This window comes from Halomonas sp. CnH100-B, assembly GCF_024124605.1.
Lineage (GTDB): Bacteria > Pseudomonadota > Gammaproteobacteria > Pseudomonadales > Halomonadaceae > Vreelandella.
In genome coordinates, this window is the sequence record NZ_JAMXRX010000001.1 from 164545 (window position 1) to 177214 (window position 12670).

Consider the following 12670-nt stretch of genomic DNA (forward strand, 5'->3'; position numbering starts at 1 on the left):
TCCTGTCATTAGCCTAGCTGCCATCAGGAAAATCAGCAAATCGGTTCTCCCGGTAGCTCGATATAGAACTCGCCACCGCCGCCTTGCGCATCTCGATAGTTCACTTCGCCGCCCAGCTGATGGGCAATCTCTCGGGTAATGGCAAGGCCCAAGCCGGTGCCGGGCAGTTTTCGCGTATCGCTGCCGTCGGCTTGAGAGAAGCGCTTGAAGAGGTGAGGTTGAAACGCAGGGTCGACGCCTGGGCCGTAATCGCGAACGGAAATGACCGCTTTGCCACTCTGGAAAGCCACCGAGATGTCGACGGACTCGCCCTTCGGCGTGAATTTCACGGCGTTGGACATCAAGTTGGTCAGCGCTTGAATCAACCGTGGGCCATCGACGTTAACCATCACGTCTGGCCACGGTGCCGTGGCGTGAATGCGGACACCATGCTGCTCTCCATAGCCTGCCATGGACTCGACCGCCTCTGCCACCAGCGGCGTGAGCGGCTGCGCTGACAAGTTCATCGGCATTTTGCCCGCCACCAATTTTTCCATGTCCAGCAGATCGTTGATCAGTGTGGCAAGCCGCTGTACGTTCCGTTGGGCGGTTTCCAAAAGCGCATTGGCGGGGGCGGGAAGCACGCCTACGGCACCGCCTGCCATCAGGCCCAGTGACCCATTGATCGATGTGAGTGGCGTACGTAGTTCATGGCTCACGGTGGCGATGAATTGGTTTTTCATTTTATCCAACCGGCGACGCTCGGTAATGTCTTCGATGAGTGACCAGATCACTGGGCGTCCGTCGGGGTCGTGGCTCAGCATGCCCTGCAAGCGCACCGGGTAGCGGGTGCCATCCTTGCGGATGTACTCTTTTTCGAAGGGCCCATAACGGCCGTTGGTTTTGAGGCTCACCAAGGCCTCTTCTTCAACGGCTTGATACTCCTGTGGGGTTAGGTCCCAGTAACTGAGGTTGACGAACTCCTCTCGGGTGTAGCCGGAGGGCAGGGTCAGAGCGTCGTTGAGGTCGATGAACTGTCCGGTCTCGAAATCGTTGAGGGCAATGCCGATAGGGGCAAACTCAAAGAGGCCTCTTAGGCGGCTCTCGTTGCGCTCCATGGCTTTGCGGGCTTGCTCCTGTTCATGGATGTCGTGCAGGTAGCCATGCCATAACACGCTGCCATCCGCGAGCCGTTCCGGACGGGCCTGACCGGCCGTCCAGCGGTAGCTCGCTTGCGCATTTCTGACGCGATAGGTCGCGTGCCAGTCGTCGAGCGTACTGGCCGAGTGCTGAATGGTGGCAGCTACGGGAGCGAGGTCGTCGGGATGAAGGCGGTCGAACGCCGGGGTCGCGTCTTGGGCGGCTTGCTTGGGCGTTAGTCCATAGAGCGTTTGAATTTGCGGCGAGCTGAACGGGAACGTGGCTCGGCCGTCTGGAAACTGCCGGTATTGATAAATCACCCCAGGTAGCTGGGCCATCAGCTTGGTGATACGTTCGTTGCTCAAACTGTTGGTCAGCGTATCGGCCAGCCAGCGTGCCAGCAGGCGCAAGAAGAGCCTTTCGCTCTCGTCGAAGTCGGTGGCTCTTGGGGTGGCCGAGGAGAAGTTGAGCGTTCCGAACACCTGCCCCTCCACGTCGATCACCAGTGAGGCATAGGCACCCAGCGGGAACGCCTGGTAGCAGGGATGGGCGTGGAAGTCGCTCTTGGGTACGTTGGCAACGAAGAGCTCTTTTCCGTGCCCGGTAAAGAGCAGGTGGCACCAGGTGCTTCCTAAATCGAAGCGCTCTCCGGCATCGAGGGGAAAAGAGGAGGTGGCGTCTACCCAACGGGCGGTGTAAACGTCGCCCTCGATCTGGCTGAGAATGGCCAGATCCAGGCCGAGGTAGTGGCGCGTCTTGTACAGCGCGTACTGAATTTTATCATCGAGCGTGTCGAGGGCGTTGAAGGCGATATCGTTGAGCAGCAGCAGCGCATCGTGGTGTTTGCGAAGCTGGGCGCGCGCATCGTGTTCGCGGGTAATGTCGACGATGAAGCCTTCCATGATGACAGGGTGCAGAGGGTTTCCTGTCACCCAGTTGCCGCGCTCTTCGACCCAGCGCCATTGGCCATCACGGTGGCGTATGCGGTACTCGACGTGCCAGCCTTCGTTGGCAACGCGTGCTGCTTCGATGGCGTCACCGACGCTCGTGGCATCGTCGGGGTGAATAATGTCGGCGTAGCTAAGGCTCGCGTTATTGATCAGCGCTTCTGCCGAGTGGCCGCTGACGCGGTCGATTTGGCCACTGATGTAGAGCATCGTCCAGTTGTCATCCGGCAAGCAGCGGTAGGTCACACCGGGCATGTTGCTCAACAGCGAAGCAAATTCGTCTCGGCTGGCTTGAAGGGCCTGCTGCGCCTCGACTTCGTGGGTAATGTCGGTGTGCGTGCCGTACATCAGCAGCGGCTGGCCATCTGGGGTCCAGTCGAAAACTTGGCCACGATCATGCACCCATACCCAGTGTCCCTGTTTGTGGCGCATTCGCGCTTTGCAGCTATAGCTCTCTGTCTCTCCACGGAAGTGGGCGTTGAGCAGCGCCCCGGAGTGGGCAAGGTCGTCGGGGTGCGCTAGGTCTAGCCATGTATCGATCGTGGTTGGGCGCAGCTCATCGAGGGTGTAGCCCACGATCTGCGCCCAGCGCTCGTTGAAGAGGGTCTCCCCGGTCTGTACGTTCCACTGCCAGGTGCCGACGCGAGTACCTTCGATCACGAGCCGTGCGCGGCGTTCGCTCTCTTGCAGCGCTTGGGCCAGCGCCGCGCATGAGGCGTGGTTGCCAATGTCGCTTTTGAGCAGCTCTTCTACCATGGCGCCCATGTCACGCAGCAGGGCGATTTGATCTTGGTCCAGTGAGCGTGGAGTGTCGTCGATCAGGCATAGCGTGCCTACCCGTTGGCCCGAGGGCGTGTGCAGAGGCATCCCGGCATAAAAGCGAATGAACGGTTCGGCCGTGACCATGGGATGGTCGATGAAGCGGGCATCTTTTAGGGCATCTTCGACGATGAGATAGTCGCTCTCCAGAATGGTGTGGCTGCAAAAGGAGCGCTCAAGCGGCGCCTCGTTAGCGTCTAACAGGCCCTGGCACGATTTGAACAGTAGGCGATCTTGATGGATCAATGAAACGAGCGCGGTAGAGACGCTAAACACCCGTTGTGCGAGGCGTGTAATACGGTCGAAGCGGGGGTCGTTCTCGTAGTTGAGCAAGTGGCGCTCATTCCACTCAGAGGAATGGGCAACACGGTTGTCTGAGCCCTGGGGTGTTGTCATGGCGTGACCATCGTCAGGTGACCTACTGAAAGTGTGCAAGGCGCACGTAGCACTCGCCGTTATCGCTAAACTTATAACGAGCCGTTAGGCGTTTACCACAGCATAATGGCTTATTGCGAAGGGGTGTAGAGAGAGACGTCATGCAGGCTTCGTTTCATCTGTGAAAAATTGTGGAGCGCCGCCGGTCGCGACGTATTTGTCACAAAGCTGGCTGAGGAGCATAACGAATGAAATATATCGTCGTGATAATCGTATTGGGGCTAGGCGGCTGTGCTGGTGCGTCGGGGGTCAATATGCAAACGGCGGCCGCCGAGTATTGCGAAAGCGTTGGGGGCGAGCGGATGACACGCGAAAGCGCTTTGGGAACGGGACGTTACTGTCGACTGCCGGATGGCCGTGTCGAAAACGAGTGGCATTTATATCGAACAGAGCATTTAGAGAACGATTGATGCCATAACTAGATGAGCGTTTCAAACGCATCAAACGTGCCATCAACGCACATTTGAGCGTATAAGATGAATGAATAAAAAGTAGGGTGGGCTGGTATAGCGTCAGTAGGGGATCTGATGGGCATTTTCAACGTCATGTGGCGCGTTTGCGGCTTAGGGGTAATGGCCGCCTTTTTGCTGTTGCTGACCCTACCGTTGGCGCACGCCAGCGCGCCTGCGCCGTTAACCGATTGGGAGTACCGCTGGGGTGATGCGCCCCTGGACGCCGAGGCGCCATGGCAGCCCATCGCCTTTCCCTCTAACCCGCCAGGGCGAAACGGGCAACAGGCCGTATGGTTCAAGACGGTCGTGCCCGCCGGGGAGTGGCGTGATCCCGTTCTGCACATTACCAGTATCAATTTGGTGGGGCAGGTTTACCTGGATGACACGCTGATTTATGAGCACGGCGATATGGCGAATCCTCGCTTCATCGGCTGGCCGTGGCATCTGGTGGCATTGCCTGAGGGGGCGGCGGGTAAAACCCTGGCGCTGCGCATTCACTCGGATTACACCAGCATCGGTCTTTGGGGCGATGTGGAGGTCACGGACCGTATCGATGCGCTACAGGGAATGCTCCAGGCGTCGGTGCAGGATCTTGCGGTCAGCGCCTTTAGCCTGCTGTTAGCGACCCTGGCGGCGATTTTTGCCATGATCGGCCCCGAGCGCCGGGGATTTTTCGCCATCGCGCTGTTTGCCTTCTCGTCAGGGTTGATGCTGCTGGCAGAGACGCCTGTTCGGCAACTATTGGCCGATGCCCCGCTTATCTGGGACATCCTCAGAGCTGCCAGCTACTTTACGCTCCCCATTGCCATGGGCCTGCTGCTGAGCCACTGGTTGGAGGGGGCGCCTAAACGCTGGATGGCCCGGTTATGGCAGCTTCACTTGGTCTATTTGGTGTTGTCAATTGGGCTGGTGGCGTTTGGAGCGGTCAGTTTGGCGCTGACGTTCCCGGTGTTCGATGTCCTGCTACTGATGACGCTGCCCGTCATGCTGTTGCTGGCGCTATTGCATGTTCGTCGCTTGAATTTGGAACAGCGACTGTTCGTCTTTAGCTTTTTGCTGTTTGCACCGCTGTTGCTGCTGGATATGTTGGTGGCGCACGAGTTGATCCCTTGGCGTGATGTGCCTTTGAGTTATGGCGCGCTGGGCTTCTCTTTGGCCATCGTGGCCATTTCCTTATGGCACTACCGCCATACCCAGCGGCAGCTGGCCGCAGCGAACCAGACACTAGAAGCGCAGGTGACGGCGCGAACGGCGGAGCTGGATACCCTAGTCGAACAGCTCAAAGGGCTCTCTCTGCAGGATGCGTTGACGGGGCTCTATAACCGCCGCCACTTCGATACGCTGCTTCATCAGGAGATGGCCTTGGCGCAGCGGAAAGGGCGTCTACTGTCGTTACTCATGATCGATATCGACCACTTCAAAAAAGTGAACGACAACTTTGGCCACGATGCAGGGGATGCCGTGCTGATCGAGGTCGCGATGCTGTTGACGCAGCATTTTCGTGGCTCGGACGTGGTGTGCCGCTTAGGCGGCGAGGAGTTCGTTGCGCTGCTGCCGGGCACCGATACGGCGGAAGCGCAAGCCCGCGCTGAAACGCTGCTGGAAACGCTGCGCCATCGAACGTTGAGCTATCTTTATCAGCCGCTTGGCCGCATTACCCTCTCCTGCGGGGTGGCGACGTTCCCTACGCACACGATGGACCCCGCCAGGCTACTGCGGTTGGCGGATACCGCGTTGTACAAAGCCAAGAACAACGGGCGGGACCGGTGTGAAGTATGGGAAGGGGTCACGTCTGCCAGCGAACCGTAGTCGGCGTTGCTACAGGGGCTCATTCCATACCGTTTGCCACGCCCAACCATCTTTCTGCACATAGGCAGCGAGCAATCGCTGCTGTCGTTCCGCGAGCTGCTGGCGTATCGCGTGTGGGGAAGTCGCGATACCGGGCAGGCGGTGATACGCCTCTAAGGAGGGAAGCTCGGGGGGCGTGGGAACGGCATCGATGAAGGCGCTATCCAGCGTGGCAAGAAAATTCTCTAACGTGACGATGCCCATATTGAGCTGCTGTCGCGTTGCGTGGCCGATAGTAGGACAGGCGATCTGGGCGATGGATAGCGCTTGGTACAGGCGTGCAAGCGCTACGGGCAGCGATTTTTGGCTTCTTGGGTCGTGGTAATAGTGCAAGATAGGGTAGGCCAGATGCTGCTGCCCTAAGCGGCTGATGGCCTGCTGGAGGGGCTGAAGCTGTTGCCCCAGACTCGTATACGTCCCCTTATCGTGGGTGGCGCTGAGGATGTCTAAAGGGCTTTCTCCCAGCGCATGGATGGTGAGCGCGACATGGCGTTTCTCCGTCACGTTGGCAATGATGCTCAGCATGTAGGTAATGGTGAGCGTAAAGAGAAAGAAGCCGTTGGCCGCTGCGAGCGGCGGGGTCATCCGCCAGCCATCATTTCCAGGCACGAAGTCGCCGTAGCCGAGGGTGGTCAGCGTATAGCCCGCGTAGTACAGGCGCTCGATTCCATTGGCGGAGGCTTTCGTCGTTGCGTTCACCACGGCGTCTTCGGCACTGCAAAACAGCAGCCACCAGCCAGCCAGGGCAAGCAGTAGCCAAATGGTGATCAACCCCACGGTCAACCAGGGGCCTGCGGCTGACAGTAGCCGGTGGCAGCGATGACGCTGATGGATCGCCAGTAACACGGCCCATACGCTGCTGATGGAGCGGTTGGTCATCGGCCCAGAGTGGGAGGCAGACAGGGTGGTTTTGATGGCATCGTAATTGGCGAGGGCAATGAGCAGGATGCCGATCACGCCGAGCCAGGGATTGCCGATCATTGTTGCTCCTTAGGTCGATGAGTCGTAGGGAGTCACGCTAACCACCACCTCATAGATACGCCAATCATAGTGGTTCAGCATGGCCTCTGCCGAGGCGATGCGCTCGATTAATCGATGCGAATCGCGGGGAGTAATGAAGGCTTCGCCGCTAAATACGTGGCCCTCTTCCCGGAGACGAACGGCGGCATCGGCGACCCAGTCGACCTGTTTGAGCTCGGTTTCGAGTATCTCGGCTAACGCTTCAGGTTGGGCTTTCGAGGTAAACCGTGGGCGACGATCCAATAAATCACCCACGGCCTCTTTCAGGTTCACCACGCCGTCCTTGGTCACGTCGATAGCGATGAGCGCTGCTGCCAGCGCATCTGCCCACCAGATACCGGCACCAATCCCAATGATGCCAATGATCGCCGCCAAGCCGGTCATCCAGTCCGCTTTGCTCATTTTTCCGTCGACGTAAACGGTTTTCTCATGGACTTTTACGGCGGCTTTGGTCTGGAGGTGGCCAATCACCATCGGAGGAATCACGCTGTAGACGAGTGCGCCGATCATGAGCCAGCCCATCCAAAACGTTTGGCCGAATAGCGTGGTGGCACCGACCGATGGATGCTCCTGGCTGATCAGCTTCATGATCGAATCCAGCAGTAGCAGGCTACCCATCAAGCTCAGCGCCGTGGCGGCGCATAAAAACGCAACCACCGTCGCGCGCTGGTAGCCGTAAGGAAACGTGTCGTTAGGTGGGCGGTTGCGAAAGTGCATGGCCACTAAAAAAGCCACGGGTGGAATGAGCGCGAGAATGTCTTCGATCCAGGCCGCTTTCATGGCCTGGCTGCTGCCTAACACCAGCCCTAGTACTAGCACGATGGATGCACGAAACCCTAAATTCCACCACTCAAGCGTGATGAGATAATCGAGCTGATGCTGCTTCTCTGGGGGCATGCGGTAGGGCTTGCGGATTTTCATTCAGCGGCCTCGAAGCGTTGTAGCTGCGCATGCAGGGAGTGGCTATCGTTCAGATGGCGTTGTAGGGCCAGCATGAGCGCGTTTTCCCCTTTGGGCAGTGCCATGACATGGTGTTCGCTTGCGAGCCGGTGAGTGGTGGGGCGAAAGCCGTGGGCGTCCAGCCACCAATGAGGGGCAGCCACCCAGCCGGGGGCGTCATGTAAACGCGAGGTAATGACCGGCGTCGCGTCCAGTGCGCGAATGGGCTGCATGACGCGATTGAGGCGCGGCACAGCGACCTTTTGCCCCGCCACGGACGTCTTTTCGAGCGTGTTGGCTTGCGTGCCGCGGCTGGCCATGCCGATGACATGGTGCGTGGTGTAATACGGGCGCGTCGTGGCCGCTAACTGACCGAGGCGGGTATTGCTGGTGAGTCCCCCGGCGACGATATCGAGCTGGTGATGTTGGAGTGCCTGCAACAGCTCGTTCTCACTGCCCCAATGCCACTCGATGGTAGCGTCGAGGCTTTCTGCAAAACGGTCGAGAAGATCAATGTCGACCCCTTGAGGGCCTGCCGCAGTAGCGATTACCCAAGGAGGGTTTTCCGTAATACCGATAAATAGCGTCCCCTCCTCGATATCGCTCATGTTGCGTTCTACGTTTTGAGGATAACGGCAGCCCATTAACGTTAAAGAGAGGGCGATACATACACATAGCGGGTAAGAGAACGTGCTTTTAAATATAGAAAGGCGTCTTTTCACGACGATTTAAATCTCACTGTTTAAATGGCGATTAAGCACGTTGCCATGATTATCTAACATTAAGGGGCGTCCATGGGAAAACGATAGAGAGCGTTAACGCCGTGCTACGAGAGCACGGCTTGGTACGGTTATCGAGATGACTGCCGTTAAGCGGCAATGTTGGCACACGCATTGGCACACTGCTGGCAAGCATTGGCGCACTCTTGGCAGTGTTCGACGTCGTGCTTGGCGCATTCGTCGGCGCATTTTTGGCAAATATCAGCGCAAAGTTGACAGACATCGTTGGTGTATTCGCTATTTTGTGCCATGTAAGACGCGGCCAAGCGGCAGATTTGTGCACACTGAATATCCATACGAATGCACTCGGCCATGGCTTGTACCTCCTTCTCTTGCAGGCACAGCGTGGCGCATTTGTCGCAATAAGCGGCGCAAATGTGGCAGGCTTCGATTTTTTCCTTGAAGGCTCCAAAATTCATCGTCAGCTCCTTAGTCAACGAGTGAGAACACCCTTCCCGGGCGTTGAGGTGTAAGGCTAGCCGACGGTGAGTTTAAGTGCCTTGCTAGTCAGCGATGTTTAATGTTGTTTAAAGGCCCCCGCTGTTTTTAAAGCGTTGTATAGCCGGTGCTGAGCCACGTGTGGAATGTCAATAAATGTCACAGGGTGGGGAGCCGCCGTTACTTTTGTTAATGCCTGAGCCATAGTACGCCCATGGGGCTGGCTGGCGTATAAAGGTATTCTTATAAAGGGGTGGGCTATGCGTAACAACGGCTACGTATCACAAACGAATTACCCGATCGAACCCGACGACTTTCTGATCTCACGCACGGATATCAATGGCTATATTACCTATGCCAACCCGCGCTTTATTGAGGTGAGCGGTTTCTCCATCGAAGAGTTGATGAACGAACCCCATAACGTGGTTCGTCATCCAGACATGCCGCCCGAGGTGTACCGCGATATGTGGGCAACGCTGCGGGAAGGACTCTCTTGGCAGGGGTACGTCAAAAATCGACGCAAGAATGGCGACCATTACTGGGTGCATGCCAATGTCGTGCCCGTGATCGACAAAGGCGAGCTGCAAGGCTACGCGTCGCTGCGCTCTTATGCAGGCGAAGAGAAGGCGCGCTATTTCGATCATCTATACCGTCAAATGCGAGAAAATAGCTGCCCCTACTATTTGAAGCGAGGCAAACTCAAGCGTAAAGGGCTGCGCGGCAAGCTGCCGTCGTTTCAGTGGGAAGGGGTGAAGGCGCGCGTCATTCTGTCCTCTTTGGCGAGCGTGGCGCTATTGGGGGTCGGTATGTGGATTACCCAACGCTTCTCTCTGGCGGGGTGGACGCTAGGGGTACTGGCCTTGGTCTTGGCAAGCTCGATCTGGTCGGTGAATGCGCTGCTCTTGGGCTCTTTGAATCGTTCGGTCGCCTCGCTGAAAGACATTGCGCTACAGCTGGCAGCGGGCAACTTGAATACGGCGATTCCTTCCACCCGCCGCCAATCGCTACGCCAAACGTTGGATGCGCTTCAACTCATGCGCCGCTCGCTGCTCTCTACGGCCAGCGATATTCAGCGCAATATGGAAGCCATCGGCCCGGTGGTCAATCAAATCCTCAACAATAACACCAATATGGCGGATCGCCTGGAGCAACAAGCCTCGGCGGTACAGGAAACGGCTGCCAGCATGGAGGAGATCTCCAGCACCGTGCGCCAGAGTGCCTCGAATGCGCAGCTGGCGAGCAAAGCCGCAGATACTAACCTAGCGGAAGTCGGCACCGCCACCCGCTTAACCGATGAATTGGCGCACGCCATGGAAGCGTTGACCAAACAGTCCGAACGGATGAAGCATATGGTGCAAACCATCGATGCCATCGCGTTTCAAACCAATATCTTAGCGCTGAACGCGTCGGTGGAAGCGGCGCGCGCGGGCGAGCACGGACGCGGCTTTGCCGTGGTCGCTCAGGAGGTACGCAAGCTCTCCAATCAAACCGCCGACGCGGCGAAAGAAGTCCAGCGCATGATCGTGGATACCAACCAAAGCGTGCTGGAAAGTGCTGCTCACACGCGTGAAACCCAGGCCGCCACGCAGCGCATTCGCCAAGCGAGCCAGCGGGTGAACGACCTGATGGAAGAGATCAGTCGGGCCGCGAGTGAACAGAGCGATGGCGTGGCTCAGATCGGCCTCGCCATTGCCGAGATCGATAGTACCACCCAGGCAAGCGCGACTGACATGGAGAGCTACCGCCGCGTGGCAGACACACTGAGCGGGGAAGCCGCCGCCCTGACTAACAGCGTCAATGCCTTCAGAACCTCCCAAGGTGGCGTGCAACCCTTGCCAGCACTACGCCGCCCACAGCCGCTTGGGCTCAATAAGCCCGCCGCCAAAGTGCTGCCGTCCAAGCAGTCGTCGGCCGATGAGTGGGAGCAGTTCTAGCCCGCGTTGTGTAAGTCCCCTAGCGGCGTGTTGTTCCAGGCGTTTTGACAGTGAGTGCTCAATACGCCGCTGGGGTACGATTTTCAGTGCGATAACGGGTAAACTAGCGCCCCTTTTTGATGTGGTTGCTAGCGCATGCACCCCACCTACGAATTAACCGACGCGGGCGACCGCTACTTTGATGGTCTGGTCGATAAATTTTCCCGCTCTCTCTACCAAGCCCCCCGAGGCGAGCTGCGCCTCGCGATGCTGGATTATTTGCTGCCGCGAATGCTGCACTTAAAGGCCCAGCCCGTGCTGGATGTCGGCGGTGGGTTGGGGCAGCTCTCCGGTTGGTTCGCGGCACGCGGTCACGCTGTCAGCATGGCAGAGCCTTCCCACGATATGCTGGCCCATGCCAAGGCGTGGCACGCAGAGCAGGAAGCCGCTGCGGTATGGTCACCGGGGCAGCTTCGCTATGTGGAAGCTCCTCTACAGGCATTGCCGAGCCAAGCCCCTGGCCCCTGGCCGCTGATCACCTGCCACGCGGTATTGGAGTGGCTGGGCCATCCCGAGCAAGCGCTGCACACCCTGGCAACGCTGCTGGCGCCGGGTGGTCAACTCAGCCTGATGGTGTTTAATCGCGACGCGCTGCGCTTTTCTAACGTGGTGAAGGGCAACTATCAAAAAGCCTTGAGCGACCAGTTAGAAGGCAAGGGCAAGCGCCAGCGCTTAACGCCAATTTCCCCAGTTACCCATGATGAGATTTGCCAGTGGGTGGGCCAGAACGGCTTACATATCGAGAGCGTCGCGGGCATCCGTATTTTTCAGGATTACGTGCGCCAGGCCCCAGAGAAGGCAAGCGATCAAGCAACACTGTTGGCGCTAGAGAAGCAGTACTGCCAGCAAGACCCCCATTGGCGCTTAGGCCGCTATTTACTTTATACCGTTACCAAACCTGAGGCGAATGTATGAGTGCCCAACTGCCTGCCTGCCAACTGCTTGAACGTTATTACGGACAGGCCGCCCGGTTATGTCCTATCGCGCCCGCGGAAGATACATGGCTACTGACCCACTCCGCCGCGATGGTGAGCGACAACGTCGCCCTGCGGCAGCAGTGGCAGGCCAGTGAGCGCCTAGCCGTTAGCCCTTTCGAGCCTTTCGACTACCTACCCGAGGGACAGGTGGTGCTGTTCTGGCCCAAAGCCCACCAGCTAGGCAAGTGGTGGCTTGAGTGGCTTTGCCACGTGCTGCCTGACAATACGCCGCTCGATATCGTCGGTGAGCACCAAGGGGGCATCAAACGTGTTCCCAAGATGCTGGACGAGCTGGGCATGAGCTGCGACAAGCTCGATAACGCCCGCCGCTGCTCGCTGTTTGCCACCCGCACGGTGAAAAGCGAAGCGCCCGATAGCGCCTGGCAAACCTTTGATGCCCTAGATATGCGCTTAGTGAGCCATCCTGGCGTGTTTGGCCATGGCAAAGTCGACGAGGGAACGCAGCTACTGCTACAAGCCTTGGAGGACACGCTGCCGAAAAAACCGCTGACAGTGCTGGATATGGGCTGCGGCGACGGCATTATCAGCGCCTGGCTGGCGAAACGCGGCCATGCGGTCACGGCTGTCGATGTCAGCGCCTTCGCCGCCGAAGCCTGCCGCCGTACTCTCCATGACAATGCGCTGGACGGCACGGTACTGGAGAGCGACGTGTACTCGGCGCTGGAGGGTAAACGATTCGACGTGATCGTCAGTAACCCGCCATTTCACCAAGAGCGGGATATCAGCTATGGCCCAAGCACGAAGCTAATCGACGAGGCGCCAGAGCATCTCAATGCCAAAGGGCAACTCATGGTGGTGGCCAATGCGTTTTTGCCGTATCCAGAGCGCCTGCAACGGGCATTGGGCGGGTTCGAAACACTGTCGGACAATCGTCGTTTTCGGGTGTATCGCGCCACCAAATAG

At 58.1% G+C, this 12670-nt stretch carries 10 protein-coding genes; 5 read left to right on the forward strand and 5 right to left on the reverse strand.

The window, feature by feature from the left end; translation table 11 throughout:
• Positions 1 to 32: 32 nt before the first annotated feature.
• Entirely contained in the window at positions 33 to 3281 is a 3249-nt protein-coding gene (locus NH398_RS00650) for a PAS domain-containing protein (RefSeq protein ID WP_253015842.1), read from the reverse strand.
• Positions 3282 to 3508: 227 nt separating this feature from the next.
• Between NH398_RS00650 and NH398_RS00655 the strand changes: the two genes are divergently transcribed.
• Together NH398_RS00655 and NH398_RS00660 are read left to right on the forward strand one after the other, a co-directional pair.
• A complete protein-coding gene (locus tag NH398_RS00655) occupies positions 3509 to 3730 on the forward strand; it encodes a DUF333 domain-containing protein (RefSeq protein WP_253015844.1) in 222 nt (73 codons plus the stop codon).
• 117 nt (positions 3731 to 3847) lie between these two features.
• Positions 3848 to 5581, forward strand: a complete 1734-nt coding sequence (locus NH398_RS00660; RefSeq protein WP_253015846.1) for a GGDEF domain-containing protein — start codon at positions 3848 to 3850, stop codon at positions 5579 to 5581.
• 9 nt (positions 5582 to 5590) lie between these two features.
• On the opposite strand, the gene NH398_RS00665 is transcribed toward NH398_RS00660, so the two are convergent.
• From NH398_RS00665 to NH398_RS00680, 4 genes are all read right to left on the reverse strand, one after another.
• Positions 5591 to 6601, reverse strand: a complete 1011-nt coding sequence (locus tag NH398_RS00665) for a potassium channel family protein (protein WP_253015848.1) — start codon at positions 6599 to 6601, stop codon at positions 5591 to 5593.
• A 9-nt stretch (positions 6602 to 6610) separates the two neighbouring features.
• Entirely contained in the window at positions 6611 to 7561 is a 951-nt protein-coding gene (locus NH398_RS00670; RefSeq protein ID WP_253015850.1) for a cation transporter, read from the reverse strand.
• Positions 7558 to 8187 (reverse strand): transporter substrate-binding domain-containing protein, encoded by a 630-nt coding sequence (locus NH398_RS00675; protein WP_253015852.1) that lies wholly within the window; start codon positions 8185 to 8187, stop codon positions 7558 to 7560. The genes NH398_RS00670 and NH398_RS00675 overlap by 4 nt, the downstream gene beginning before the upstream one ends.
• Positions 8188 to 8447: 260 nt before the next feature.
• On the reverse strand, positions 8448 to 8777 hold the full coding sequence (locus NH398_RS00680) for a four-helix bundle copper-binding protein (RefSeq protein WP_253015854.1): 330 nt from the start codon (positions 8775 to 8777) through the stop codon (positions 8448 to 8450).
• Positions 8778 to 9056: 279 nt separating this feature from the next.
• Here NH398_RS00680 and NH398_RS00685 point away from each other — a divergent pair, with 279 nt between their 5' ends.
• From NH398_RS00685 to NH398_RS00695, 3 genes are all read left to right on the forward strand, one after another.
• On the forward strand, positions 9057 to 10730 hold the full coding sequence (locus tag NH398_RS00685) for a PAS domain-containing methyl-accepting chemotaxis protein (RefSeq protein WP_159342636.1): 1674 nt from the start codon (positions 9057 to 9059) through the stop codon (positions 10728 to 10730).
• A 135-nt stretch (positions 10731 to 10865) separates the two neighbouring features.
• On the forward strand, positions 10866 to 11684 hold the full coding sequence (locus tag NH398_RS00690) for a methyltransferase domain-containing protein (RefSeq protein WP_253015856.1): 819 nt from the start codon (positions 10866 to 10868) through the stop codon (positions 11682 to 11684).
• Positions 11681 to 12670 (forward strand): class I SAM-dependent methyltransferase, encoded by a 990-nt coding sequence (locus NH398_RS00695; protein WP_253015858.1) that lies wholly within the window; start codon positions 11681 to 11683, stop codon positions 12668 to 12670. Before NH398_RS00690 ends, NH398_RS00695 begins: the two co-directional genes overlap by 4 nt.